The 24,492-nt window shown below is 72.2% G+C and carries 24 protein-coding genes and 1 riboswitch; of the genes, 6 read left to right on the top strand and 18 right to left on the bottom strand.

The features are described from left to right. Positions 1-10 precede the first annotated feature (10 nt). From tdh to LN251_RS26950, 4 genes are all read right to left on the bottom strand, one after another. On the bottom strand, positions 11-1,039 hold the full coding sequence (gene tdh, locus LN251_RS26965) for an L-threonine 3-dehydrogenase (protein ID WP_458246661.1): 1,029 nt from the start codon (positions 1,037-1,039) through the stop codon (positions 11-13). A gap of 167 nt (positions 1,040-1,206) precedes the next feature. Continuing rightward, positions 1,207-1,575, bottom strand: coding sequence for a YybH family protein (locus tag LN251_RS26960; RefSeq protein ID WP_458246660.1), 369 nt, complete (start codon positions 1,573-1,575; stop codon positions 1,207-1,209). Between the two features lie 19 nt (positions 1,576-1,594). Beyond that, complete coding sequence (locus LN251_RS26955) at positions 1,595-2,308, bottom strand: SDR family NAD(P)-dependent oxidoreductase (protein ID WP_458246659.1); 714 nt, start codon at positions 2,306-2,308, stop codon at positions 1,595-1,597. Between the two features lie 128 nt (positions 2,309-2,436). Next, positions 2,437-3,366, bottom strand: a complete 930-nt coding sequence (locus LN251_RS26950) for a LysR family transcriptional regulator (protein ID WP_458246658.1) — start codon at positions 3,364-3,366, stop codon at positions 2,437-2,439. Between the two features lie 111 nt (positions 3,367-3,477). Between LN251_RS26950 and LN251_RS26945 the strand changes: the two genes are divergently transcribed. From LN251_RS26945 to LN251_RS26935, 3 genes are read left to right on the top strand one after another with little or no spacing between them, the layout of a single operon-like run. Next, positions 3,478-3,765, top strand: coding sequence for a muconolactone Delta-isomerase family protein (locus LN251_RS26945; protein WP_383668013.1), 288 nt, complete (start codon positions 3,478-3,480; stop codon positions 3,763-3,765). Continuing rightward, positions 3,762-4,982 carry a YbfB/YjiJ family MFS transporter gene (locus tag LN251_RS26940; protein WP_458246657.1) on the top strand — a complete coding sequence of 407 codons (1,221 nt, stop codon included), beginning with the start codon at positions 3,762-3,764 and terminating at the stop codon, positions 4,980-4,982. The genes LN251_RS26945 and LN251_RS26940 overlap by 4 nt, the downstream gene beginning before the upstream one ends. Before the next feature lie 13 nt (positions 4,983-4,995). Continuing rightward, positions 4,996-5,601, top strand: coding sequence for a GPP34 family phosphoprotein (locus tag LN251_RS26935; RefSeq protein ID WP_458246656.1), 606 nt, complete (start codon positions 4,996-4,998; stop codon positions 5,599-5,601). A gap of 46 nt (positions 5,602-5,647) precedes the next feature. On the opposite strand, the gene LN251_RS26930 is transcribed toward LN251_RS26935, so the two are convergent. From LN251_RS26930 to LN251_RS26900, 7 genes are all read right to left on the bottom strand, one after another. Beyond that, positions 5,648-6,247, bottom strand: coding sequence for a TetR/AcrR family transcriptional regulator (locus LN251_RS26930; RefSeq protein ID WP_458246655.1), 600 nt, complete (start codon positions 6,245-6,247; stop codon positions 5,648-5,650). Positions 6,248-6,305: 58 nt separating this feature from the next. After that, positions 6,306-6,890 carry a GAF domain-containing protein gene (locus LN251_RS26925; protein WP_458246654.1) on the bottom strand — a complete coding sequence of 195 codons (585 nt, stop codon included), beginning with the start codon at positions 6,888-6,890 and terminating at the stop codon, positions 6,306-6,308. Positions 6,891-6,951: 61 nt separating this feature from the next. Then, a complete protein-coding gene (locus LN251_RS26920) occupies positions 6,952-7,551 on the bottom strand; it encodes a GTP-binding protein (RefSeq protein ID WP_362985990.1) in 600 nt (199 codons plus the stop codon). Then, positions 7,529-7,900: a DUF742 domain-containing protein gene (locus tag LN251_RS26915; RefSeq protein WP_058921823.1), complete on the bottom strand. Its 372-nt coding sequence runs from the start codon at positions 7,898-7,900 to the stop codon at positions 7,529-7,531. Before LN251_RS26915 ends, LN251_RS26920 begins: the two co-directional genes overlap by 23 nt. Before the next feature lie 2 nt (positions 7,901-7,902). Then, entirely contained in the window at positions 7,903-8,337 is a 435-nt protein-coding gene (locus LN251_RS26910; RefSeq protein ID WP_458246653.1) for a roadblock/LC7 domain-containing protein, read from the bottom strand. A gap of 68 nt (positions 8,338-8,405) precedes the next feature. Beyond that, positions 8,406-10,568: an ATP-binding protein gene (locus LN251_RS26905; protein ID WP_458246652.1), complete on the bottom strand. Its 2,163-nt coding sequence runs from the start codon at positions 10,566-10,568 to the stop codon at positions 8,406-8,408. A gap of 696 nt (positions 10,569-11,264) precedes the next feature. Next, a complete protein-coding gene (locus tag LN251_RS26900) occupies positions 11,265-12,521 on the bottom strand; it encodes an MBL fold metallo-hydrolase (protein ID WP_458246651.1) in 1,257 nt (418 codons plus the stop codon). A 343-nt stretch (positions 12,522-12,864) separates the two neighbouring features. Between LN251_RS26900 and LN251_RS26895 the strand changes: the two genes are divergently transcribed. Further along, positions 12,865-14,043, top strand: a complete 1,179-nt coding sequence (locus LN251_RS26895; protein WP_458246650.1) for a Glu/Leu/Phe/Val dehydrogenase dimerization domain-containing protein — start codon at positions 12,865-12,867, stop codon at positions 14,041-14,043. A gap of 134 nt (positions 14,044-14,177) precedes the next feature. After that, positions 14,178-14,798 (top strand): TetR/AcrR family transcriptional regulator, encoded by a 621-nt coding sequence (locus tag LN251_RS26890; RefSeq protein WP_450437927.1) that lies wholly within the window; start codon positions 14,178-14,180, stop codon positions 14,796-14,798. Positions 14,799-14,837: 39 nt separating this feature from the next. Here the strand turns inward: LN251_RS26890 and LN251_RS26885 are convergent, their stop codons facing one another. The 3 genes from LN251_RS26885 to LN251_RS26875 form a co-directional block, all read right to left on the bottom strand. Further along, the gene (locus LN251_RS26885; protein WP_458246807.1) at positions 14,838-15,623 is read right to left on the bottom strand and encodes an SGNH/GDSL hydrolase family protein; all 786 of its coding nucleotides are present in this window, start codon (positions 15,621-15,623) and stop codon (positions 14,838-14,840) included. Positions 15,624-15,875: 252 nt separating this feature from the next. After that, positions 15,876-16,796 (bottom strand): M23 family metallopeptidase, encoded by a 921-nt coding sequence (locus tag LN251_RS26880; protein ID WP_458246649.1) that lies wholly within the window; start codon positions 16,794-16,796, stop codon positions 15,876-15,878. Between the two features lie 4 nt (positions 16,797-16,800). After that, positions 16,801-16,966, bottom strand: a riboswitch (cyclic di-AMP (ydaO/yuaA leader). A gap of 307 nt (positions 16,967-17,273) precedes the next feature. Beyond that, positions 17,274-19,346, bottom strand: a complete 2,073-nt coding sequence (locus LN251_RS26875; protein WP_458246648.1) for an alpha-galactosidase — start codon at positions 19,344-19,346, stop codon at positions 17,274-17,276. A gap of 170 nt (positions 19,347-19,516) precedes the next feature. Here LN251_RS26875 and LN251_RS26870 point away from each other — a divergent pair, with 170 nt between their 5' ends. Continuing rightward, positions 19,517-20,314, top strand: coding sequence for a tyrosine-protein phosphatase (locus tag LN251_RS26870; RefSeq protein ID WP_458246647.1), 798 nt, complete (start codon positions 19,517-19,519; stop codon positions 20,312-20,314). Between the two features lie 12 nt (positions 20,315-20,326). On the opposite strand, the gene LN251_RS26865 is transcribed toward LN251_RS26870, so the two are convergent. From LN251_RS26865 to dxs, 4 genes are all read right to left on the bottom strand, one after another. After that, entirely contained in the window at positions 20,327-20,452 is a 126-nt protein-coding gene (locus LN251_RS26865) for a DUF6126 family protein (RefSeq protein ID WP_249839841.1), read from the bottom strand. After that, a complete protein-coding gene (locus LN251_RS26860; protein ID WP_249839840.1) occupies positions 20,449-21,072 on the bottom strand; it encodes a helix-turn-helix domain-containing protein in 624 nt (207 codons plus the stop codon). The genes LN251_RS26865 and LN251_RS26860 overlap by 4 nt, the downstream gene beginning before the upstream one ends. A 94-nt stretch (positions 21,073-21,166) precedes the next feature. Further along, positions 21,167-22,552: an aspartate aminotransferase family protein gene (locus tag LN251_RS26855; RefSeq protein WP_458246646.1), complete on the bottom strand. Its 1,386-nt coding sequence runs from the start codon at positions 22,550-22,552 to the stop codon at positions 21,167-21,169. Then, on the bottom strand, positions 22,549-24,483 hold the full coding sequence (gene dxs, locus LN251_RS26850) for a 1-deoxy-D-xylulose-5-phosphate synthase (protein WP_458246645.1): 1,935 nt from the start codon (positions 24,481-24,483) through the stop codon (positions 22,549-22,551). Before dxs ends, LN251_RS26855 begins: the two co-directional genes overlap by 4 nt. Between the last annotated feature and the right edge of the window lie 9 nt (positions 24,484-24,492).

Here is a 24,492-nt window from a genome sequence, read left to right as displayed (position 1 = left end):
CTAAAGAGAGTCAGAGGGTCCAGTCGAGGATGACCTTGCCGCCGCGGCCGCTCGCCGCGTCGGCGAACGCCGCCTCGTAGTCGCGGTAGCCGTACCGGCCGGTGATCACGGGCGAGAGGTCGAGGCCCCCTTCGAGCAGCACCGACATCGCGTACCAGGTCTCGAACATCTCCCGGCCGTAGATGCCCTTGACGGTGATCATCGAGGTGACGATCCGGGCCCAGTCGACCGCGAACTCCTCGGCGGGCAGGCCGAGCATGGCGATACGGCCGCCGTGCGTCATGTTGGCGATCATGTCGCGCATGGCCTCGGGCCGGCCGGACATCTCCAGGCCGATGTCGAAGCCCTCCCGCAGCCCCAACTCCCGCTGGCCGTCGGCGATTCCGACCTGTGAGACGTTCAGCGCGAGGCTGACGCCGATCTTGCGGGCCAGTTCCAGGCGTTCCTCGCTGACGTCGGTGATGACGACGTTGCGGGCGCCGGCGTGCCGGGCCACCGCGGCGGCCATCAGGCCGATCGGCCCGGCACCGGTGATCAGCACGTCCTCACCGACGAGCGGGAAGGACAGCGCGGTGTGCACGGCGTTGCCGAACGGGTCGAAGATGGCCGCGACATCGAGGTCCACCGGTACCCGGTGCACCCACACGTTGGCGGCGGGCAGGGCGACGTACTCGGCGAAGGCCCCGTCCCGGCCGACGCCGAGCCCGACCGTGGCCCGGCACAGGTGGCGGCGGCCGGCGAGGCAGTTGCGGCACTTGCCGCACACCAGATGGCCCTCCCCGCTGACCCGGTCGCCGGCCTTGATGTCCGCGACGTCCCGGCCGGTCTCGACGACCTCGCCGACGAACTCGTGCCCGAGCACGAGCGGGGTGCGGATGGTCTGCCGCGCCCAGCCGTCCCAGGAGCGGATGTGCAGGTCGGTGCCGCAGATGCCGGTGCGCTGCACCTTGATCAGTACGTCGCCGGGTCCGACCGCGGGCTCCGGGACGTCCGCGAGCCACAGCCCGGGTTCCGCCTTCTCCTTGACCAGCGCCTTCAACGCTACGGCTCCTGACGGTGAGACCCCGGGCGCGGGCATGCCGAGGAAGCCCGCATCCGGGGAAGGGGGTGGGATCGCGTAGCAATCTGCCGTACGGTCCCTCCCCCGGTCCATCGAGAGTTTCTTAACCCGCGCCGCAGATCCGCTTCACGCCCGGCGGATCCGCTTCACGCCTGGGAGACCTGGTAGTGGGCGATGGACCACGCGTCGCCCTCCCGGGTCACCAGGACCGAGAGCTTGACGTCCAGGGTGGGCCGGTCCGTGAAGGAGAACTCCACGGCCAGGTAGCCGAGGACGAGTCCGTCGGCGGGCCGCCGGGTCTCCAGGACGCGGTACGCGGCCTTCATGCCGAGCGGCTGGGAGTCGTAGTACGCGGCGACGCCCTGCCGTCCGACGCTGTAGGGGCGGAGCCCCTGGAAGATCGCGTCCTCGGTGAAGACCGCGGCGACGTCTTCGGGGCGGTGCTCGTCGACCGCGGCCTTCCACCGGTCCAGGACGCCGCGCAGGACGGTCTCGTCGTCTGTCGTGCTGGTCATGGCTGCTCCTTGAAGGGTGTCAGTGGCCGGCGCTCATGCCGCCGTCGACGTGCAGGATCTCGCCGGTGACGAAGGGCGCCGTCTCCAGGAAGAGCACCGCGTCGACGATGTCGCCCACTTCACCCATGCGGCCGACGGGGTGCAGGGCGGCGAGGAAGTCGTGGGTCTCGGCCGGGTGCATGGGGGTCTTGATGGTGCCGGGCGAGACCGCGTTGACCCGGATGCCGCGGGTGGCGTACTCGATGGCGAGGGACTTGGTCGCGGACTGCAGGCCGCCCTTGGTCAGCGAGGCGAGCACCGAGGGAACCCGGGAGTCGGCGGCGTCGACCAGGCTCGTGGTGACGCTGACGATGTGGCCGCCGCCCTGGGCGAGCAGGTGCGGGACTGCCTGCTGGGCGAGGTGGAAGAAGCCGGCGACGTTGATGCCGGTCACGGCCGCGTAGTCCTCGGCCGTGTAGTCGGTGAACGGCTTGGCGACGAACACGCCCGCGTTGTTGACCACGGTGTCGATACGGCCGAACCGCTCGACGGCGGCCGCGACGACGCGCTCGGCGGTGGCCGGATCGGCGATGTCGCCCTGGACGGTGACGACGCCGGCGTCGTCGACGGGGGCGATGGTGCGCGAGGTGGCGACGACGGCGTACCCCAACTTGCGGTAGCCCTCGACGAGGGCGGCGCCGATGCCCTGCGAGGCGCCGGTGACGATCGCGACCTTCTGGTTCTGCGTGCTCATGGTGACCTTCTCCGAAGTGATGACCGGCTACTAGCCGACCGGTCGACTATGTGGAAGGTAGGCCGGATCGCACGGCGGCGGAAGGATCGCTTCCCTCCCGTGTGGGAGGTGCCGGCTCCCAGCGCAGGTCAGCCAGGGAGCGCGTACGGATCGTCGGCGGGCAGCCAGGCGTCCGGGGCGTGGATCCCGAGGTCGCCGACGTCCTCGCACAGGGCGTCCACGGTGGCGAGGACGGCGGCGCGGTCCTCGTTCTCGCGCCACACGAGCGACCAGGTCCAGTACACCTTCGGGGCGACGATCTCGCGGCGGACCAGGTCGGAGGGGACCGGGTCGCCCTGCCCCTTGGGGGAGTTGAGCACCGGGCGGGTGCAGCGGCGGACGTGGTCGAAGAAGGCGGGGCCGGTGACGGCCCCGTCGGAGATCCGCACCGGACGGGCCCCGGTGCGCAGGGCGATCTCCTCGGCGTAGACGTTCCAGGACTGCCAGGAGGTGATGTCGTCGTCGATGAGGACGTCGGTCTCCCCCGCGGCGACCTCGCCGGCGTCGGTGCCCTTGGCGACGGCGTAGAGCCGGTCGGCGCCGATCAGCCGGGCCCGCAGCGCCAGCCGCTTCAGGTCCTCGTTGCGCACCCAGCACACGGCGAGGTCCAAGCTCCCGTCGGCGACCCGGGCGGCCTGGGTGTGGGAGGGGGCGACCCAGGCGTCGACCCGGACCTGGGCGACCGACGCCGTGCGCGAACTCAGGTCCGCGGGCAGCCAGTTGACATAGCCGAGCCGCACCGGCCGGGACCCGGACAGCCGGCCGGCCCGGCGCTTGAGATCGTCCGCCCGCTCCAGCAGGGCACGGGTGTGCGGGAGCAGGTCGGCGCCGGCCGCAGTGAGGGAGACGGAGCGGCGGTCCCGGTCGAAGAGCCGTACGCCGAGGTCGCGTTCGAGGGCCTTGATCTGCTGCGAGAGCGAGGGGCCCGCGATGAGCAGCCGCTCGGCGGCACGGCCGAAGTTCAGCTCCTCGGCGACCGCGACGAAGTACCGCAGCTGGCGCAGTTCCACGCGCGCCATGCTACGCGCGGCTGGTAGGCCCGGCCTATCAGCAGCGAGGAAGCCGGTCGTGGCACCTGTGCCGGGGCGAGCGCACGATGGGCTCACCGACGAGCACGAACGGAGTGCGTCATGCGAGAGTTCCTGGTCGAGATCACCACCACCGTCCCCGAGGGCACCGGTCAGGACGAGGTCGATCGGCGGCGGGCCGCCGAGGCCGTCCGCGCCCGGGAACTGGCCGCCGCCGGCCATCTGGCGCGGCTGTGGCGGCCGGTGGGTGAGATGCGCAGCATCGGCGTCTGGCTGGCCGGCGACGAGGAGGAACTGCACGAGAAGGTGCTCGGCACCCTGCCGCTGCGCCCGTGGATGACGCTCACGGTCACCCCGCTGGAGCCGCACCCGAACGATCCGGGCCGATGAGGCGCTCCTCCCCCTGGGCCCATGTCGCCCGGGCCGCCGCCGCGCTCGCGGCGGGCATGGGCGTCGGCCGCTTCGTCTACACCCCGATCCTGCCCCTGATGCACACCGGGGCGGGCCTGTCCGCCGGTGCCGGGGGGAACCTGGCCACCGCCAACTACGTCGGCTACCTGGCCGGAGCGCTCGCAGGCATCCTGGCCCCGGCGCTGACCCGCTCGCGCTCCGTGCTGCGCGGATCGCTGGTGCTGCTGACGGGGACGCTCGCGGCGATGCCGCTCACCCACAGCACCGCCGTCTGGGCCGTGCTGCGGCTGGCGGCCGGGGTGGCCGGCGCCCTGGTGTTCGTCGTGGCGGCCGGGTCCCTGCTGCACCACCTGCGCGACCACCCGCCGCACCTGTCCGGCTGGGCGTTCGGCGGCGTGGGCGGCGGGATCGCCCTGTCGGGCCTGCTGGTGCTGGTTCTGCGGTCCTTCGGCGACTGGCGTACGGCCTGGTGGGCGGCGGCCGCGCTGACCGCGCTGCTCACCGCCGCCTGCTGGAACCTGCGACCCGAGGCGGCGCCCGCCGCCCAGGTGGGCGCAGGCGGCGCGCGGCCCCGTACCCACCGCTGGTTCGGCGCGCTGTTCGTCAGCTACACCCTGGAGGGCTTCGGCTACATCGTCGCCGGGACGTTCCTGGTCGCGGCGATCGGGCAGGGCTCCCCCGGCTGGATCGGCAGCGGCGCCTGGGTGCTCGTCGGGCTGGCCGCCGTACCGTCCTCGGCGCTCTGGGCGCGGCTGGGGCGCCGCTGGTCGCGTCCCGGGCTGCTCATGACGGCACTCGTGGTGCAGGCGGCCGGCATCGCCCTGCCCGCCCTGACCGGCGCGACGGCGGCCGCCCTCGGCTCGGCGGTGCTCTTCGGCGCCACGTTCATCGGCGTCAGCACGCTCGCCCTCGCCACCGGGGCCCACCTGCGCTTCCCACGCTCGGTCGCCCTGCTGACCGCCGGGTACTCCGTCGGCCAGATCCTCGGCCCCCTGGCGGTGACGCCGCTGCTGCACCACGGATACCGGCAGGCGCTGCTCCTGGCCGCGCTGGTCGTCCTCGCCGCGGCCGCGGCGGCCGCCGTGCTGCGCGTCGGCTTCCCGCACCACATGGTCGTAACGCGACGCACGGAGCCCCGAAGGCGGCGACAATCGAGCGAGGAAGCGGGCGCGCTCGCCCCGCACTCGGCCGACTGACGTGGAGCCGCACATGACCACCGCACGGGACCTCGCGATCGTCGCCCTGGACGTGGCGGCCGACACGCCGGTGGAACAGGGCGACCTGTCGCTCGCGCTCGCTGCCGCCGAGGTGTTCGACCTCGTCGAGGCGAAGGCCCTCGTCCTGGACGGCGACCGCATCCTGCCCAGCGCCCAGTCCCCCACGGGCGACCGCCTGCTGGACGAGGCCGCCGCCGCGCTCGTCCGGCAGCAGCCCTACGAGTCGGTCGAGGACTGGCTGTGGCGCCGGGGCCGCGGGCTGTCCTCCTCCTACCTCGACGACCTGGAGCGGGTGGGGCTGACGGCCCGGCCGCGGGGCCGCCGGATTCCGCTGCGGACCGGGCGGTCGGTGCTGGTCGACTCGGCGGCCCGCCGGGCGGCCGAGGAGCGCCGGGCGGCGGGCGAGCCCGTCCTCGCCGCGCTCGCCGCCGCGGCCGGCATCGGTGCCGAACAGGCCGAGATCCCCGAGGAGTTGGCGGGCGAGACGCCCACCACCGTGCTGGCCGCCGTCGGCAACGCGGTGATGGAACTGGAGGCGGTCCGCCAGCGCCGCCAGATCGAGAACGCTGCGTTCGACAACGTGTGGCGCGGCTACTAGGCCTTCTTGCCGGCGGCGTCCGGAGCGGGTGATCGGCGAGCGGCGGTCAGGCGGCGGTGGCGCCCAGCAGGGCGCGGCAGTTGTCCCACAGGGGGCTCAGACGGCCGGTGTCGTTGTAGAGCTTGGCGAACATCACCTGGCCCTCCAGTTGGGCCACCACCGCGCGCGCCGCCCCGCGGGGGTCGGCCGTGGTGACGTCGCCGCGCTCGCGGGCCTCGGCGATCACCGCCTCGACCATGTCGGTCTGGGCCTCGAAGATCTCCTGCAGCCGCTCGCGGACGGCCTCGGTCTGGTTGCTCAGCTCCAGGGTGAGGTTGCCGAACAGGCAGCCCGAGACGGTGCCGCAGCCCTGCTGGACGGCGCGCTGACCGGCCTCCGTCTCCTCGAACAGCCGCCGCAGACGGCGCAGCGGCTCGGCTTCGCCGCTCAGGGCGCGCGTCCAGTCGCGCTTCTGGGACGTCCAGTGCTCGTCGACGACGGCGAGCGCGAGCGCTTCCTTGGACTCGAAGAAGTAGTAGAAGCTCCCCTTCGGCACCCCGGCGGCCTTGCAGATCTCGGCCACGCCCGGAGCGGAGTAGCCACGCCCCTCGATCAGCGAGCGGGCGGCTTCGAGGATCTTCTGCTTGGCGTCGCTGGTGCGTCCCATGCGCACAGTGTACGAAAGTATTAGACCGGTCGGCTAGTGAGGACGGCCGGTCCCCCGGTCACAGCAGCGGAAGCCCGTCCGCCTCGCGCCGCTCCAGCCGCGCCACCAGCTCCGCCGCCGACGCCTTGATGCTCTCCAGGCCCGGCCTGCCCCACGGCCGCGGCTCCACGTCGGCCACGCACACCGTGCCGAGCACCATGCCGGTGCTGTCGACGAGCGGTGCGCCCAGATAGGAGCGGACACCGAACTCGTCGACGATCGCGTTGCCCGCGAACCGCGGGTAGTCGCGCACGTCCTCCAGCACCAACGCCTTGCGCCGGACCACCACATGGGGGCAGAAGCCGTGGTCGCGGTTCAGTTCCCGGCCGAGCACGGGCGCGCTGCCGTCGGCCCTGACGACGACGGCGGGCGGTAGGGCCGGCACGTGCAGCCCCGCGAAGAACTGGCGGTTCTCGTCGATGAAGTTGACCATGGCGTACGGCGCCCCGGTCACCTCGGCGAGCCGGGCTGCGTAGGCGTCGAGGCCCGGGTCCGGGTGGTCGGTCAGGCCGAGTTGGCACAGGCGCCGGGTGCGGGCGGGGGCCTCCTTGTCCTCGGGGGTGAGCAGCAGTCGACCGGCGGGGCGCGACGGGTCGTACCTCATGGGCGGGCTCCGTCACTGTGGACGCAGGTCATGTAGGGGCTCCATGGCGGGTGTTCGGGGATCACATGTGGGCGCCGTGGCTCGGCGCGTGGGCCGGGGCGTGTGCGATGAGGTGGCGGACGAGGGTCAGCAGGGTCTGCACGCCCGAGCTGGAGATCCGGGCGTCGCAGCGCACGACGGGGATCTCCGGGGGCAGGTCGATGGCCGCACGGACCTCCTCGGGGTCGTAGCGGTAGGAGCCGTCGAACTCGTTGACGGCGACGATGAAGCCGAGGCCGCGCTGCTCGAAGAAGTCGACCGCGGCGAAGCACTCCTCCAAGCGGCGGGTGTCGGCCAGGATGACCGCGCCGAGCGCCCCTTCGGAGAGTTCGTCCCACATGAACCAGAACCGCTCCTGCCCGGGCGTGCCGAACAGATAGAGCACATGCTCCGGATCGAGGGTGATGCGGCCGAAGTCCATGGCCACCGTCGTCTCGACCTTGTTCTCGATCCCGTCGAGCCGGTCGGTCGCGGCGCTGACCGTGGTGAGCAGCTCCTCCGTGCTCAGCGGCGCGATCTCGCTCACCGCGCCCACGAAGGTCGTCTTGCCGACTCCGAACCCTCCCGCGACCAGGATCTTCAGTGCGGTCGGGAAGGGGTCAGAGCTGTCGTCGTAGTCCATCGAGCACTGCCTCCAGTAGGGCCCGGTCGGTCGGGGCGTGGTGGAACTCGGGGGGCTTGGTGGTCAGCGCCCCGCAGTCGACGAGGTCCGACAGCAGCACCTTGGTGACCACCGCCGGCAGCTTGAGATGGCCGGCCAACTCGGCGACCGAGACGGGCCCGTGGCACAGGTCGAGGGCCTGCTGGTGCTCGGGGCCGAGGTAACCGAGGGGCGTGGCGCCGGTGGCCATCACGTGCGACAGGAGGTCGAGCGCGATGGTCGGCCGGGTGCGGCCGTTGCTGACCGTGAAGGGGCGCACCAGTCGGCCGGCCGCGTCGTCGAGCCAGGGCCCGTCGCCCGCCGCCGCCACGCTCAAGGCCTCATCGCCGTGGGTTCGACGGCATGCTGCCGGGGTGCGGTGGCCAGGTACGGGCGGACGCTCTTGACCAGCATGGCCATCTCGTAGCCCAGCACCGCCGCGTCGGCCTCGCGGCCGGCGAGCACCGCGAGGCAGGTCCCGGAGCCGGCGGTGGCCACGAACAGCAGGCTCGAGTCGAGTTCGACGACGACCTGGCGGACCTCACCGCCGTCGCCGAAGCGGACCCCGGCGCTGCGGCCGAGGGAGTACAGGCCGGAGGCCAGCGCCGCCATGTGGTCGGCGCTGTCGGCGTCGAGGCCGTGAACCGACTTCACGAGCCCGTCGCAGGACAGGAGTACCGCGCTGGTGGTGTGCGGTACGCGCTGCACGAGGCCGCTCATCAGCCAGTCGAGATCGGATGCATGGCCGGTCGGCGCATCGCTCGCCATGGTGGATCGACTCCTTGGGGTACGAAGGTCTGCGGGAGCGGTGGGGGCGGGGGTGAAGGCTGCGGTGGTCATCCGGCCGGTGCGCTCCCGTCGTGCCGGGTGGGGTGGTCGGTTCCGCGCGCGGAGGCGGGGCGCGCCTGGGCTATGTGGGCCGGGTCCATGGGCGACGCGTCCAGGGGCGACCGGCCCGCGGGCGGTACGTCCCCGGGGCGCGAGGCGGCGGTGGCGCTGACGTCCGTGGGGGGGCCGTCCGGGCGTGCGGTCGGGAAGCCGTGCGGGTCGGTGGTGTGCGGGTCGGTGGCGTGGGGCTCGGTGGCGTGGTGCTCGGTGGCGTGGTGCGGATTCAGGTGGGACGACAGGGAGGTCGGCCGGTCCTGCTCGGCGGGGACACTGCGCAGGCGCTCCATGTGCGGTGCCGACATGTGGCCCGCTGCTGTGTGCTCCGCACCTGTGTGGTCCGTCTCCAGGTGCTGCTGGGCCTCGGCGAGTCCGATGCCGCGTTGGAAGGCGGCCATCAGGCCCGGGTCGTGACCGGCGACCTGGGCGGCGTCCTGGCGCGGTGCCGGGCCGTCGCGCAGCTGGGGCGCGATGTGTTCCTGGGCGCGGCGGCGCGGCAGTTGCGGGGGCCGGCCCATGGTGCCGCGGACGGTGCCGGTGCGGGGCGTGGGCGGCGCGGTGACGTGGTCCGCGACGAGGTGCCGGTCGTCGGGCCTGATGCCGGGCGCGGCCTCCGCCGGGTTGGGCCGCTCCTCATGGGCGCCGCGCACGGGCAGCGGCGTGGGACCGCCGCCCGGCGTGGTCCCGTGCGGCACGGCGCCGTTGTGGAGGGACGACCGGGTGCCGTCGCCGTCCCACTGCTCGCCGTGGCGCGCCGCGGCCGGCTGGGGCGCGGCCCGGCGCCCGGTGGCGTCGGCTCCGGTCCGCGGCAGTGACTGCGGCCGCGAGGGCTGGAGTTGCGGCGGCGGGGCCGCTGCCGGCACGCCGGTGCCGCCCTGCGGCTGTGCCGCGGCCTCGGGCAGGCCGGGGGTCGGGCCCAGCAGGCCCTGCGGTACGACGAGCACGGCCTGCACTCCGCCGTAGATGTTGGTCTGCAGCCGGACGTGGATGCCGTGCCGGCGGGCCAGCTGCGAGACGACGAACAGTCCGATCCGGCCGTCGGCGAGCAGGCTGGCGACGTTGACCTGGTCGGGGTCGGCCAGCAGGGCGTTCATCTTCTTCTGCTCCGCGACGGGCATGCCGAGGCCGCGGTCCTCGACCTCGACGGCGAGGCCGGAGGTGACGAGGGTGGCCCGGAGCAGGACCTGGGTGTGCGGGGCGGAGAAGACCGTGGCGTTCTCGACGAGTTCGGCCAGCAGGTGGATGACGTCGGCGACGGCATGGCCGCGCAGGGTGCCGTCGATCGGCGGGACCAGCTTGACCCGGGAGTACTGCTCGACCTCGGCGATGGCGGAGCGCAGCACCTCGGTCATGGGCACGGGGTGGCTCCACTGGCGGCGGGAGACCGCGCCGCCGAGCACGGCGAGGTTCTCCGCGTGCCGTCGGATGCGGGTGGCGAGGTGGTCGACGTGGAAGAGGCCCTTGAGCAGGTCGGGGTCCTCCATCTCGTTCTCCAGCTCGTCGAGGATGGAGATCTCCCGGTGCACCAGGGACTGCAGCCGCCGGGCGAGGTTCACGAAGACCTCGAGCTTCTGCTCGCTGCCGGCCTGGCTGGAGAGCTGGGCGGCCTGCACGACGGCGGTGACGGCGCCGTCGTGCGCCCGGGCGAGGTCGGCAGCGAGCAGCTCGAACTCCTCGGCGTCGTCGGCGGGCGCGCCGCGCGGCTTGCGCGGGGGCGGGGTGTCGCCCCGGCGCAGTGTGTCGACGAGGGCACGCAGGTCGGCCTCACCGCGGGCGGTGCTGCGGCGCAGCGCGCCGATGCGGTCGCTCACGGACCTGGCGGCCCGGTCGGCGGCGACGGCGGCGATCACGATGCCCGCCATCGCGACCGAGACGGCGCCCGCGAGCACGCCCCACAGGGTGAGGCCCGGCCGGGCTCCGGTCGAGCGGATCGTGAACAGGACGGCCGCGCTGGCGCTCAGGGCGACCGCGACGGGCGGCAGCACGGCGAGCCTGAGCAGTTGGGGCCGTATGTGCGTTTCGGGCAGCGAGGGCGCTGTGCGGGCGACCGGTCGTCCGTGCCGTCCGCCCTCGCGGCGGTCTGCGCGTGCGGCCGGTGCGCGGAGGTGAGACATCGGATTCCTCGTCGTGCTGGTCCGTCGGTGCCTGGGGCGCGGGTGTGCGCGGTTGGGGCATGCGCCGTCGTGTCGGTCGAGAGGGGGACAGGAATGCGGCCCCGCATCGCCCGACGGACACTCACAGTAGTCGCCAAGGCATCATGTGCGGTGGGCAGTTGACAAAGTCCCCCGCAGAGCGTCCCGCTCTGGTATGAGGCGTCGTACGACAGACCGATAAACCCAGGGAGTCGACGATCCCACTCAAGAAGGGATCGATCAGAGCTGGTCAGAAGCGGTCACGGCGATACAGGGGTCACTTCGCCGTCATTGCGGCGCCGGGGAGGATTCGCCTGCGGTCACCGATCGCCCTCTGTCCGCTCACCGACCCGACCGGACCGTTTCGCCCTCTTTTCCGCCCGCCGGAGTCACCCCCTGAACGTCACTGTCCGTGTCAACCGCAGGGAGCGAGCATCACCCGGCAGAGGGTCGTGAAGCAGGGGTATACGAGACGGGGCCGCCGTGATCCGGGCTGCCCGAACCGCGGGCCGCCGCCCTCACCGGCCGGCCGCGACCCGCCGTCCTCACCGTCGTCCGCCGAACTCGCCGACCGGCTGCTGGGCCGTACCGACCTCGACCTGATCGACATGGGCGGCGGGCCGCACCCGCCTTTTCATCACCCATGGCGGCCCGCGGCCGCCTCACCCGGAGCCGGGCTCACCCGGCGGCGACCGCCTCCGGCTCCCCCGTGCCCTCGTCCGCGCCGCGGTCCGAGTCGTGCTGGGTGGCGCTCTGAGCGTCGACCGCCGAGGCCGCCGTCGTCTTGATCGCCGCACCCGTGAGGGCCGTCGGCCAGCCGCCCTCGGGAGCCAGGGCCACCGCGCGCCACCACGGGTCCGAGGGGACCGTGTCGGCGGTGGGCTCGAAGGGCTCGCCGGGGCGGGGCAGGGCGATACGGGAGCCGGTGGCGTGGGCGGCCTCGACGGTGCCCTCGCCGGGCTCGGCCCACGGGTGGGGCGCCAGGTTGAAGGTGGCCCAGTGGATCGGCAGCATCACGCCGTGCGGCCGGCCGCCCTGGAGGTCGAGGTGGGCGCGCATGCCCTCCTCGGGCGTCATGTGGATGTCGGGCCAGAACTCGGAGTACGCGCCGATCTGGATCATCGTGGCGTCGAAGGGGCCGTGCTCGGCGCCGATGTCCCGGAAGCCGTCGAAGTAGCCGGTGTCACCGCTGTGGTAGACGCGGTGCTCGTCCCCGGCGACTGCCCAGGACGCCCACAGGGTGTGCTGGGTGTTGCGCATCCCGCGGCCGCAGAAGTGGCGGGCCGGAGTGGCGGTCAGCGTGAGGCCGCCGACCTTCGTCGCCTCGTTCCAGTCCAGCTCGCGCAGCCGGTCGGCGGAGACGCCCCAGTGTTCGAGGTGGGCGCCGACGCCGAGCGGGACGGCGAAGAGGGTGTCCGTGTCGGCCAGCGCCTTGATGGTGGGCAGGTCCAGGTGGTCGTAGTGGTCGTGCGAGATGACGACGACGTCGACCGGACCGAGCGCGGCCAGCGGCAACGGCACCGGGTGCACCCGCTTGGGGCCGACGAACGGGAACGGGGAGCAGCGCTGACCCCAGACGGGGTCGAAGAGCACCCGGTGGCCGTCGATCTCCGCGTGCACGCTGGAGTGCCCCATCCAGGTGAGCCGCAGCCCGGTGGCGGGCGGCTTCGCGAGGTCGGCGAGCGTGGTGGCGTGCACCGGCACGGTCCCCCGGGGCGCGCGGCGGGGCCGCTCGTCCTTGTCGAAGTAGATCTTCGCGAAGTCCACCATCGACAGGGAGGGGCGGCCCGTCGATCCGCCGGGATTCTGGAAGACCCCGTCCTTGAAGTGGGGGGATCTGCGGATGCGTGCCAGGCGCTCACCGGAGGGATCCGCGCCGAAAGCCTCGGGCTGCAGCGCCTTGAGCCCGGAGCTCAGGGGACGGAAACCGGACACGGTACCTCCAGGTGGAGTCGGTGAGGCATTCCATTATGGTCGGCGGCACTGACAGCACCCGGGTCGTGCGGTCCCGGCGGGCTCTTTCCAAGGAAAGCCCAAAGATCGGGACGCTCGCGACCGCTGCCAGGCGCAGGTCTGCTGCCACTCCGGTGAGAACCGGCGATCTCCGGTGCCCATTCCCGTCGCCGGCACGGAACCCCGTCGGCGAGGTGAGGACGCCGGCCCCGCGTTTTCGTTGACAACCGGAAGCACCCTCTCGATACTGACCGACGATTCAGTAACGCCCTCCCCTTCCGCACCGCCCGGTCCGCCGCCTGATCGCCGTCTCCGAGGAGACCCCATGACCGCTCCCCTGATGTCGCTCACCTGGACCGACCATGTCACCGGCCGCCAGGGCTTCCTGGTCGTCGACCGTCTGGTGCGCGGCGTCGCCAGCGGCGGACTGCGGATGCGCGAGGGATGCACGCTGGACGAGGTCGCCGGGCTCGCGCGCGGGATGACCATGAAGGAGGCGCTGCACTACGACCCCGAGGGGCGTTACGTCCCGCTGGGCGGCGCCAAGGGCGGCATCGACTGCGATCCCCGGGAGGCGGGGGCGTACGGGCTGCTGGTGCGCTACCTGCGGGCCATGAGGCCGTACATCGAAGCCTTCTGGACCACGGGTGAGGACCTCGGCCTGACCCAGGACACGGTGGACCGGGCGGCGGCCGAGGCGGGGCTCGTCTCCTCGATCCAGGCGGTGTATCCGCTGCTCGACGACGAGGTGACGGCCAGGCGGCGGCTCGCGGACGCGTTCGCCGTGGAGGTGGACGGCATCGGGCTGGACGAGCTGGTGGGCGGCTGCGGCGTCGCGGAGTCGGTGCTGGCCGCCCTGGACCGGGCGGGCGTGCCGCACGCGGGGACGCGGGTCGCCGTGCAGGGCCTGGGCACCATGGGCGGGGCCACGGCGCGCTTCCTCGCGCGCGCGGGGCTCACGGTCGTCGCGGTGGCCGACATCAAGGGCACCGTCGCGAACCCCGCCGGGCTCGACGTGGAGGCGCTGCTGGCGGCGCGCGACGGGTACGGCACCGTGGACCGGGCGGTGTTGCGGCCCGGGGACCGCGAACTGCCCGGCGACGCCTGGCTGGCGGCCGAGGCGGAGGTGCTGGTGCCGGCGGCCGTCTCGTACGCGATCGACACCGCCGACCAGGAGCGGGTCAAGGCCCGTTGGGTGGTCGAGGCGGCCAATATGCCCGTACTGCCGGAGGCGGAGGAGCTGTTGGCCGTGCGCGGTGTCACCGTGCTGCCCGACGTCGTCGTCAACTCCGGTACCAACGCCTGGTGGTGGTGGACCCTGTTCGGCGACATCGGCCCGGACGCGGAGGAGGCGTTCGCCCACACGCGTCGCTCGATGCGCGCCCTGGTCGAGCTGATGCTGGCCCGCGCGGAGACCGACGGCACGACCCCGCGCGCGGCGGCCCACGCCATCGCCGCCGACCGGCTGCCGGTGATCGCGGAGCGGTTCGGCTGGTACCGCTGACGGGAGCGGGCGAAGGACCGGCCGACCTGCGGCGGCCTTCAGGCAACGCCCCGTCCAGGAGCACGTGCACCGCTCTGCCCGAAAAGGCCGAACCACGACGGCGGTCGAGGGCGCGGCGCGGATAGGGTGACCGCGTGGCGAGAGTGCGGTTGAGCGTGGCCGAGCGGCGTGAGGAACTGCTGCGGGCGGCCATCGAGCAGATCGAGAAGCGGGGCGTGGCGGCGGTCCGGATCGCCGACGTGGCGTCCGCGCTCGGCGTCAGCAACGCCCTGGTGCTGTACCACTTCTCGACGAAGGAGAAGCTGGTCGCCGCCGCGTTCGCCTACGCCGCCGAGGACGACCTGGCCCATCTGCGCAAGCTGCTCGGCCGTCGCACCACGGCGCTACGGCGACTGCGCGCCGCCGTGCGCTGGTACGCGCCGACCGGCCAGGCCAAGGGCTGGCGGCTGTGGATCGAGGGCTGGGCGGCGGCGCTGCGCGAGCCCGCGCTGCGGGAGGTGGCGCAGGACCTCGACAAGCGGTGGAAGGCGGCGCTCGCCGAGGTCGTCGCGGAGGGCGTCGCCGCGGGTGAGTTCCGGTGCCCCGACCCCTTCGGCGCGGCCCTGCGCCTGACGGCCCTGCTGGACGGGCTGGCGGTGCAGCTGACCTCGTACGCCGGTGCCGTCTCGCGGACCCGGGCGCAGGAGTGGGTGGACGAGGCGCTGGCACGCGAACTGGGCCTGGACCGCGCGGCGTTGACCGCATCGCAGGCGTGAGGCCCCCGGTACGCACCGGGGGCCTCATTCCGCCGGGCGTCAGGCGACGGAGGCGATCCGGGTCCTGATGTCCTCGGGTGACAGGGCGCCCTTCGCCGTGACGTGGTCGCCGGACGACTCGCCGCGCAGCCGGCGCCCGATCCACGGCACCAGGTACTCGCGGGCCCACTGCACGTTGTCCCGCCGCATCTCCAGGGTGCCCCGCGGCGGGAGCGGCGGCCAGGGCTGGTCGGGGTCTGCCGGGATCTCCAGGCCGAGGACCTGCCCGGCGCGCAGCGCCACGCGCGTGTGCCCCTCGGGCGAGAGGTGGAGCCGGTCGCCGTCCCAGGCCCTGCGGTCCTGGACCGAACGCAGCGACCACAGGTCGAGCACGGGGCAGCCGTACCGGTCGGCGATGGCCCGTACATGGCCGTTGTAGGTGGCGATCTTGCCGCGCAGGTGCTTGAGCACGGGCACGCCACGGGTGTCGAACCCGGTCGTCACCATGACGGTGCCGGCGACTTCGGTGAGCCGGGCGACGGCCCGCTCGAACCGCTCGGCGACCTCGTCGGGGTCGGTGCCCGGCCGGATGATGTCGTTGCCGCCCGCGCAGAAGGAGACCAGGTCCGGGGCGAGCGCCACGGCCTGCGGGAGCTGGTCCGCCACGATCTGGTCGAGGAGTTTGCCGCGCACGGCGAGGTTCGTATAGCTGAAGTCACCCTCGGGGCGCCGGTCCGCGAGGAGTACCGCGAAGCGGTCCGCCCAGCCGACGAAGGCCCCGTCGGGGCCGGGGTCGCCGACGCCCTCGGTGAAGCTGTCCCCCACCGCGACGTACGACCCGATCACTGATCTGCTGTCACTCTTCGAATCGTCTGCCACGCCCGTCATGATTCACCTTCCAATGTGACCTACGCGACCGTAGGCAGGGCTTGACGGGCGGTGAGATAAGCCACTCCTAAAGTGTTGACCAAGGTCGGAATAACGCCTCGACCAGCACGGTTGACGGGTTGACCATCGGCAGGCGCACACACCGAAGGCCGGACCCGGGGATCGGGGTCCGGCCTTCGGCGGCGTGTCGGGCGGCGTGGCGGCGGGGGGTCAGCCGACGGCGACGCCCTTGGAGCGGAGGTAGGCGACCGGGTCCACGTCGGAGCCGTAGTCCGGCGTGGTCCGGATCTCGAAGTGCAGGTGCGGGCCGGTGACGTTGCCCGTCGCGCCGGAGAGGCCGACCTGCTGGCCCGGGCTCACGCTCTGGCCGGCCGAGACGGAGAGCTGCGAGAGGTGCGCGTACTGGGCGTAGTAGCCGTCGGCGAGCCGGATGACGACCTGGTTGCCGTACGCGCCGCCCCAGCCGGCGGAGACGACGGTGCCCGCGCCCACGGCCTTGAGGGAGGTGCCGGTGGGGACGACGAAGTCGACGCCGGTGTGGTAGCCGCTGGACCACATGCTGCCGGCCACGCGGTAGCCGGTGCCGACGGTCGCGCCGGAGACGGGGAGCTGGAAGCCGGTGGCGGCGGTGGTGGTCGCCGTGGCGCTCCGGGTGGTGGCCTTGCCCGCGGAGGAGGAGCGCTCCTTGGACGGGGCCGGGCGCTGCGCGGAGGAGGACTTGGTGGTGCCCGTCGCGGCCTTCTTGCCGATCGTGAGCTTCAGACCCGGGTGGATCAGCGACGGGTCGTCGCCGACGGCGTCGCGGTTGTCGGTGTAGAGCTTGTGCCAGCCACCGCTGACGTGCTGCTCCTCGGCGATCTTCGAAAGGTAGTCACCGGAGCGCACCGAATAGACGTGCACCGCCTTTTCGGAGGCGGTGTTCTTCTTTTCGGTCGTCTTCTTCACGGTATTCGGAAGGACCTGCACGGCCTTTTCCGAAACCGACTGGGAAGCGGACTGGGCGGTGGCCGCGTGGGCGCCGGTGGCACCCATCAGCGGGAGGGCGAGCGCGGCGCCGCCGGTTCCGGCGACGGCTATGGAGCGGGTGAAGCGCTGGGGCTTCGGGCGGCGGTGCTTACCCTTCGCGGGCATGGCGAATTCCTCTCCGGCGCCTGCGAGGTGAGCTGTCGGGTGCGGGCTGGAGATGCCCGGCCGCGCGCTGGTCGCGGCTGTACCCCTAGCCGTTCCGGAGACCGGAACAGGCGTTGTACCTGTGGGTCCCCCGCTCCTGCCGTTCACGGGTGAGTTGGTGCGGGCTCCGGGCGGCGGCAGGATTGGGCGTCCGTCCGGATTGGTGTGGAACGTAAGCGACGAGGACGCGAGGGGACAAGCGACGGTTCCCCGCGAATGCGTTTCCCTTGATCCTCCGCGGAAATTCACGGTCACTCTCCGTGAATTTCCGCTTCGTCCGGCGCGTCAATCCGCAGGAATGACAGAGCGATTACGTGAGCATGACGAGGTACGCACCGTCACGGCTATGACGCTGCTCACGTGACGCTGCTCCAGCTTCCCTTGCTGCGGCGCGAGTTGGAATGAAGCAGAACCAACGCGCCAATTCGGACACAAGAGTCAGATGCGGCGCAGTCGGAGAACTGCCGCATCAAGGTCGCCCCGCAGTCCGGTTCGCAGTCCGTGATGCAGCAATACGGCACCTCGATACACTTCGCCCGTTTCGAGGCATTCGTACGATGCGGTCGGGTCGAGGGCCCGCAGCCGCAGGGCCGGTACAGGCTCGCCGTAGCTCTGCGCCTGCAGCCAGGCGAGGACGACCGTCTCGTCCCCGCGCGTGTACTGCACCGCGCTCAGCCCGCCCGTCGGCGGCCTCAGACGGTGGAGCTCGCCGTGCTGGACGAGCGGCCGGATCACCTTGTACAGGCCGACCCAGTCGCGGGCCTCGGCCAGTTCCTCCTCGGTCCACTGCGTGAGGTCCCCACCCACGCCGAGGACTCCGGCCATGGCACTGACGAACCGGAAGCGCAGCGAGCTGACGCGCCCGTTGAGCTGGGTGTTGGGGCTGTCGGTGACCCAGGCGGCCATCACGCGCGCGGGGTGGATCTGGCTGAAGCCGTGCTGGATGGCGAGCCGGTCGAGCGGATCGGTGTTGTCCGAGGTCCACACCTGGTCCGTACGGCTCATGATCCCGAGGTCGATCCGTCCGCCGCCGCCCGAGCAGGACTCGAAGACGACGCCGGGGTGGGCCGCCCGGAGCCGGTCCAGCAGGGCGTACAGGGCATGCACGTGGTCGACCCAGAGGCGCTGCGGATAGGCGTCGCCGGGCCAGCCGGCGTCCGTGAAGCAGCGGTTGAAGTCCCACTTGACGTAGTCGATCGGGGCGCTGGACAGGAGCGCGTCGAGCCGCTCCCAGAGGTACTCCTGGACGTCCTCGCGGGCGAGGTTAAGCACGAGCTGGTTGCGCAGCTCCGTCCGCCTGCGCCCGGGCTGGAACTGCACCCAGTCGGGGTGGGCACGGTACAGGTCACTGTCCGGGTTGACCATTTCGGGCTCGACCCAGATACCGAACTGCATGCCGAGTGCGTGCACGTAGTCGGCGAGCGGTGCCAGGCCCTTGGGGAAGCGGTCCGGGTTGGGCGTCCAGTCGCCGAGCCCGGCCCGGTCGCTGATGCGTTTGCCGAACCAGCCGTCGTCGACGACGAACAGCTCCACGCCGATCGCCGCGGCCCGCCGCGCGAGGGCGCCCTGCTGCTCCTCGGAGATGTCGAACTCCGTGGCCTCCCAGGAGTTGAACAGCACGGGGCGGTCCTTCTCGGCGTCCGGGACGACGTACGCGCGCTGGTAGGCGTGCCAGGCCCGGCTCGCACCGCCGAAGCCGCCGTCGCTCCACAGCCCGGCGAAGACGGGAGTGGTGTACGACTCCCCCGCCGCCAGGTGCAGCAGTCCGGAGTCGTCGTACCCGGCGCCGCCGGTGATCTGCACGCGCGCGTCCGGGAGTTGGGCCACCGCGATGCGCCAGGAGCCGGACCAGCCCAGGGCGCAGCCGTAGACCTCGCCGCGCTCCTCGGTGGCGTCGGTGTCGAGGGCGACCCAGGGCAGGTGCTGGTGTCCGGTGTGCCCGCGGCGGCTGCCGATGATCTTCTCGCCGTAGGTGAGCGGCGAGCTGGTGAGCCGGGACTCGGCGGCCCAGCGGCCGTGCAGCTGGGACAGCCGCCAGCCGTCGCGGTCGGGGAGGGTCCAGGTGGCCGCGTCCGCGCGCAGCAACTCCAGGGCGCCGGGGCCCTCGTTGTCGAGGGTCACCCAGCGCTCGACGACGTCGTGCCGCATCCGGTGGTGCAGGGTGATCGCGAACCCGCCGTCGCGGAACCTGAGCCGGAGGTGGTCGCCCTCCGCCTCGTACGCCTCGAAGCGCCACTCCGTGCCGCGCCGCTCCGCGGAGCGCACGGACAGGGCGGGGCGCACGAAGCGCGGGCCGCCCTCGACCGGGTACTCCTCACGGCCGTCGAGCGGGGACTCGAAGGGACGGTAGTCGGGCAGCGGGCGTACGGCGAGGGCCTCGGCGTCGGCCAGGGCGATCCGTGGACCCCAGTGCAGATGCAGGAGCTCGTCGTCCTCGGTGAGGTGCATCGCGTAACCACTGGTCGGCCCGGTCAGGAGCCAGGTACGGCCGTTGTCGGAGATCTCCAGCATCAAGCCCCCACATATTCGAACAGGTGCGATCAAGCAGCAACATCATCAATGCCGGTGGGGGCCTACGGCAACGCCTGTGGACAACTCATTGCCCAAGGAAACGTATGTCGTATCGTCGTCAGGGTGCCCGTCGTCGAGCCGAGCCGGCGGGCGGACTGGGAGGAGCCCCCGTGACGCAGCAGATCCCGTCGACCGAGCCGGAGCTGGCCCGGGTGCGCAACTTCCGCGATGTGGGCGGGCTGCCGACGGTGGACGGCCGGCGGGTGCGGCACGGGGTGCTGTTCCGCAGCGGGCATCTGGCGCACGCGACCGAGGAGGACGCCGCGTTCCTCACCTCGCTGGGGCTGCACACGATCTTCGACTTCCGCAACGCCGCCGACCAGAAGCTGGAGGGCCCGGACGTCGAGCTGCCGGGCGTGCGGAACGTGAACCTGCCGCTGTCGGACCCGGCGGACGGCGCCGGCTTCTGGACGATGGTGCGGGACGGCGAGATCGAGCAGCTGCGCGAGGTCCTCGGGGACGGCAAGGCCGCCGACCGTATGATCGTCTCGTACCGCATGATCATCAGGGAGCGCACCGCCGAGCACACGCGCGTGCTGCGCTCGCTCGCCGAGGACAGCGTGCCGGCGCTGATGCACTGCGCGGCGGGCAAGGACCGCGCGGGGCTGTCCATAGCCGTCACCCTGCTCGCCCTGGGCGTCGAGCGGGAGGCCATCGTCGCGGACTACCTGGAGTCCAACGCCAAGCACCGCCGCTACAAGGTGCACCGCAGCAGCAGCTCCTCCGCGGGCTACTCCCCCGAGGTCATGGAGCTGCTCAGCCCCTTGTTCGAGGCGCGCGCCGAGTATCTGGCGGCGGCCTTCGAGACCATCGAGGAGACCTGGGGCGGGGTCGAGGCGTACCTGGAGCAGGGGCTCGGGGTCACGCCGGAGATCCGTGAGCGGCTGCGGGGACGGCTGCTCGACTGACGGGCGGCCGGCCTACTTCGCCCCCACCGCGAACAGCAGGTAGATGAAGGCGGCGAAGACGTGTCCCACGGCGATGTAGATGATCAACCGGACCCACAGGGCGCGGGGGAACTTCTCCTCCATGTTGCTGTTGCTCATGGTGTCTCTCCATTGGTGGGGCCGAGGCACAACGCGGCCGTCGGGCTCTGCAGCAGGGTGTGGACGAACAGGAGCTCGACGCCGTCGGGGTCCTGCGCGGCGATGCGGTGCGGGGTGAGCGAGTCGAAGTGCGCGCTGTCGCCGGGCGCGAGCCGGTGCGTGGTGTCACCGAGGCGCAGCCACAGCCGCCCGCTGAGGACGTACAGCCATTCCTCGCCGGGATGCACGCGCACGATGTCGCCCTGCGAGCCGTGCGGTACGTGGACGCGCAGGGCCTGCATGCCACGGCCGGGCGACCCGGCCTGCCAGTAGGTCCAGCCGCCCGCCGGGGTCGGTTCCATGTCACCGGCACGCACCACGGCGTCCCGGTCGGCGACCCGCTCGCCGAGCAGTTCCGAGACGGTCGTACCGTAGATACGGGCGAGGGCGAGCAGCATCGGCAGCGAGGGCTGGCGCTGTCCGGTCTCCAGCCGGGACAGATGGGCCGGCGAGAGCCCGGCGGCGCGCGCCGCGGCCTCCAGGGTGAGGGAGGCGCGACGGCGCAGGGCGCGCAGCTGAGGCGCCACGGCGGGCAGGTCCGGCCCGGCGAGCGGCTCGGACTCGGCTTCCGGAGAGCTCATGACTCCATTGAGCCGCGACTTTGCCCCTGCGGCAAATTTGTTGCCCCAGAGGCAAAAACCGCTCCGGGTGCTCAGGCCGGGCACCCGCCCCGGCTCACCGGTTGGCGACCGCCTGCTTCACGAGCGTCTTGCCGAAGTCCCACATCAGTCCGCCGCCGCTGTGCGCGTCGTCCATCACGGCGGTGAACGCGTCCACGAACCGGTCCACGTCCGGCTCGCCGATGATCAACGGCGGGATCAGCTTGATCACTTCGAGGTGGTCGCCGGAGACCTGGGTGAGGATTCGGTGCCGCTGCAGCAGGGGGACGACGACCATCTGCGCGAACAGGCCCTTGCGCGCGGCCTGCAGCATCGTCCAACGGCTGCGCAGCTTCAGGGACTTCGGTCTGCCGAACTCGATGCCGATCATCAGGCCGCGGCCGCGGACGTCGGCGAGCAGCTCGTACTTGTCGACGAGCGCCGCGAGCCGCGACCTCAGCTGCTCCCCCCTCGCCCGGGCGTTCGCGACGATCTGCTCGTTCTCCATGACGGACAGCACGGCGAGGCCCGCCGCCATGGCCTGGGCGTTGGACCCGAAGCTCGCCGAGTGGACCAGCACCCGGTCCATCGACGAATAGACCTTCTTGAAGATCCAGTCCTTGCCGAGGGTGGCGCCCACCGGGACGTAGCCGCCCGACAGCGCCTTGGCCACGCACACCAGGTCGGGCTCCACGCCGTCCTCGTGCTGGTAGGCGTAGAAGTCACCGGTACGGCCGAGGCCCGTCTGCACCTCGTCGGCGATCAGCAGCGCCTTGTGCTTGCGCAGCAGTTCCTGGGCGGCGCGCAGATAGCCGGGCGGAGACTCGTGCACGCCCTTGCCCTGGATGGGCTCCACGATCAGCGCGGCGACGTCGCCCTTGGCCAGCTCCCGGGTCAGGGCGTCGAGGTCGCCGAGCGGGACGGCGGTGTCCGGCAGCAGCGGGGCGAACCCGTCCCGGAAGCCGGACTCGCCGTTGACCGACAGCGAGCCCGTGGTCAGGCCGTGGAAGGCGTGGTCGCAGTACAGCACGCGCGGCCTGCCGGTGGCGTAGCGGGCGAACTTCAGCGCCGTCTCCACCGCTTCCGTGCCGCTGTTGCCGAAGAACACCCGGTCCAGGTGCGGGCTGTACGTCAGCAGCTTCTCGGCCAGCAGCCCGGGCAGCGGCTGGCAGTCGAAGCGGGTGAGGTCGGCGAGCGAGGCGTCGAGGACGTCGTGCAGCGCCTTGCGGACGACCGGGTGGTGGCGGCCCAGGCCCATCACCCCGAACCCGGCGAGCATGTCCAGGTAGTCGTTGCCGTCCGCGTCCCAGAAGTGGGCGCCCTCGGCGCGCTCGTAGACCTTGTCGAAGCCGATGGTGTGCAGCATGCGCGGGAGCTGGTGGTTGAGGTACTTGCCGTGCAGCTCGTAGCGTTCGGCTCCGCGCTCGGACAGGAGCGCCCCGAGGTCGAACTCCTTGGTCATTCAGCCCTCTCCTTGACGGTGCCGTCCGCCTGTTCCTTGACGGCCAGTGTGTTCTCGGCCTCCTTGACGGCCAGGCTCGCGCTGATCCGCCCGGCCACCTCCACCGGTGTGAGCCCGATGTCGGCCAGCACCTCGCCGCGTTTGGCGTGCGCGAGGAACTGCTCCGGGATGCCGAACCGCCGTACGGGCACGTCGACTTCGGCGTCACCGAGGGCCAGCGCCACGGCCGAGCCCACGCCCGCCGAGCGGCTGTTGTCCTCGACGACGGCCACCAGCCGGTGTTCCGCGGCGAGGCCCGGAAGCGCCGGGTCGACGGGCTTGACCCACCGGGGGTCGACCACGGTGCAGGAGATCCCCCGCGCCTGGAGCAGCTCGGCGGCCTGCAGGCAGACCGGAGCCATCACGCCGACGGCGACCATGAGCACCTCCGGCGTGCCGGGGTCGCGGTGCAGGACGTCCAGTCCGCCGATCCGGTCGACCGCCGGGATCTCCGGGCCCACGGACTCCTTCGGGAAGCGGACCAGGGTGGGCGCGTCGTCCACGGCGACGGCCTCCCGCAACTGCGCCCGCAGCTGGTCGGCGTCGCGTGGCGCGGCGATCCTGAGCCCCGGCACGACCTGGAGGATGGACATGTCCCACATGCCGTTGTGGGAGGGCCCGTCCACACCCGTCACACCCGCGCGGTCCAGGACGAAGGTGACACCGCAGCGGTGCAGGGCGACGTCCATCAGGAGCTGGTCGAAGGCGCGGTTGAGGAAGGTGGCGTAGACGGCGACGACGGGATGCAGCCCGCCGGTCGCGAGTCCCGCCGCGCTCACCGCGGCGTGCTGCTCGGCGATGCCCACGTCCCACACCCGGTCGGGGAACTTCGCGGCGAACTTGCCGAGGCCCACCGGGTGCAGCATCGCCGCCGTGATCGCGACGACGTCCTCCCGCTCCTCCCCGATCCTGACGATCTCGTCGCCGAACACCGATGTCCAGGAGGGGCCGTTGGAGGGCGCGAGGGGTTCGCAGGTGAGCGGGTCCATCACCCCCACGGTGTGGAAGTGGTCCTCCTCGTGGGCCAGGGCCGGCTCGTAGCCGCGGCCCTTCTCGGTCAGGCAGTGGACGAGGACCGGCCCGTGGAAGCGTTTGGCGCGCCGCAGCGCGGACTCCACGGCGCCGATGTCGTGCCCGTCGATGGGGCCGACGTACTTCAGGCCCAGGTCCTCGAACATGCCCTGCGGGGCGAAGGCGTCCTTGAAGCCCTTCTTCGCGCCGTGCAGCGACTCGTAGACGGTGTTGCCGACGACCGGCGTGCGCAGCAGCACCTCCTTGCCCCAGGCGAGGACCTTCTCGTACCCGTCGGTGGTGCGCAGGGTGGCGAGGTGGTTGGCGAGCCCGCCGATGGTCGGCGCGTACGACCGCTCGTTGTCGTTGACGACGATGATCAGCGGCCGGTCCTTGGCGGCCGCGATGTTGTTCAGCGCCTCCCAGGCCATGCCTCCGGTCAGCGCGCCGTCGCCGATCACCGCGACGACGTGCCCCTTCTCCCCCTGCACCTGGCGGGCCTTGGCGAGGCCGTCGGCCCAGCCGAGCGCCGTGGAGGCGTGGCTGTTCTCGACGATGTCGTGCTCGGACTCCTCGCGCGAGGGGTAGCCGGACAGGCCGCCCTTGCCGCGCAGCTTGGAGAAGTCCTTGCGGCCCGTGAGGATCTTGTGGACGTAGCTCTGGTGACCGGTGTCCCAGACGATGCGGTCCACGGGTGACTCGAAGACCCGGTGGAGCGCGACGGACAGTTCCACCACGCCCAGGTTGGGCCCGAGGTGTCCGCCGGTCCTGGCGACCGCGTGCACCAGGAACTCCCGGATCTCCTCGGACAGTTCGCGAAGTTCCGCCTCGGACAGCGCCTTAAGGTCGCGTGGTCCCCGGATGTTCTCCAGAATGGTCACGCTCGGGCC

This window comes from Streptomyces sp. MAI_2237 (genome assembly GCF_054189285.1).
The sequence above is the reverse complement of the archived record's forward strand: the minus strand, read 5'-3'. Positions and strand labels throughout refer to the sequence as shown.

What these genes read in the sequence shown, in the direction of transcription:
- LN251_RS26960 (WP_458246660.1), bottom strand. Translation starts at nt 1,575, where the DNA reads ATGACCAGCACGACAGACGACGAGACCGTCCTGCGCGGCGTCCTGGAC.
- LN251_RS26955 (WP_458246659.1), bottom strand. Translation starts at nt 2,308, where the DNA reads ATGAGCACGCAGAACCAGAAGGTCGCGATCGTCACCGGCGCCTCGCAG.
- LN251_RS26950 (WP_458246658.1), bottom strand. Translation starts at nt 3,366, where the DNA reads ATGGCGCGCGTGGAACTGCGCCAGCTGCGGTACTTCGTCGCGGTCGCC.
- LN251_RS26945 (WP_383668013.1), top strand. Translation starts at nt 3,478, where the DNA reads ATGCGAGAGTTCCTGGTCGAGATCACCACCACCGTCCCCGAGGGCACC.
- LN251_RS26940 (WP_458246657.1), top strand. Translation starts at nt 3,762, where the DNA reads ATGAGGCGCTCCTCCCCCTGGGCCCATGTCGCCCGGGCCGCCGCCGCG.
- LN251_RS26935 (WP_458246656.1), top strand. Translation starts at nt 4,996, where the DNA reads ATGACCACCGCACGGGACCTCGCGATCGTCGCCCTGGACGTGGCGGCC.
- LN251_RS26930 (WP_458246655.1), bottom strand. Translation starts at nt 6,247, where the DNA reads ATGGGACGCACCAGCGACGCCAAGCAGAAGATCCTCGAAGCCGCCCGC.
- LN251_RS26925 (WP_458246654.1), bottom strand. Translation starts at nt 6,890, where the DNA reads ATGAGGTACGACCCGTCGCGCCCCGCCGGTCGACTGCTGCTCACCCCC.
- LN251_RS26920 (WP_362985990.1), bottom strand. Translation starts at nt 7,551, where the DNA reads ATGGACTACGACGACAGCTCTGACCCCTTCCCGACCGCACTGAAGATC.
- LN251_RS26910 (WP_458246653.1), bottom strand. Translation starts at nt 8,337, where the DNA reads ATGGCGAGCGATGCGCCGACCGGCCATGCATCCGATCTCGACTGGCTG.
- LN251_RS26905 (WP_458246652.1), bottom strand. Translation starts at nt 10,568, where the DNA reads ATGTCTCACCTCCGCGCACCGGCCGCACGCGCAGACCGCCGCGAGGGC.
- LN251_RS26895 (WP_458246650.1), top strand. Translation starts at nt 12,865, where the DNA reads ATGACCGCTCCCCTGATGTCGCTCACCTGGACCGACCATGTCACCGGC.
- LN251_RS26880 (WP_458246649.1), bottom strand. Translation starts at nt 16,796, where the DNA reads ATGCCCGCGAAGGGTAAGCACCGCCGCCCGAAGCCCCAGCGCTTCACC.
- LN251_RS26875 (WP_458246648.1), bottom strand. Translation starts at nt 19,346, where the DNA reads ATGCTGGAGATCTCCGACAACGGCCGTACCTGGCTCCTGACCGGGCCG.
- LN251_RS26865 (WP_249839841.1), bottom strand. Translation starts at nt 20,452, where the DNA reads ATGAGCAACAGCAACATGGAGGAGAAGTTCCCCCGCGCCCTGTGGGTC.
- LN251_RS26860 (WP_249839840.1), bottom strand. Translation starts at nt 21,072, where the DNA reads ATGAGCTCTCCGGAAGCCGAGTCCGAGCCGCTCGCCGGGCCGGACCTG.
- LN251_RS26855 (WP_458246646.1), bottom strand. Translation starts at nt 22,552, where the DNA reads ATGACCAAGGAGTTCGACCTCGGGGCGCTCCTGTCCGAGCGCGGAGCC.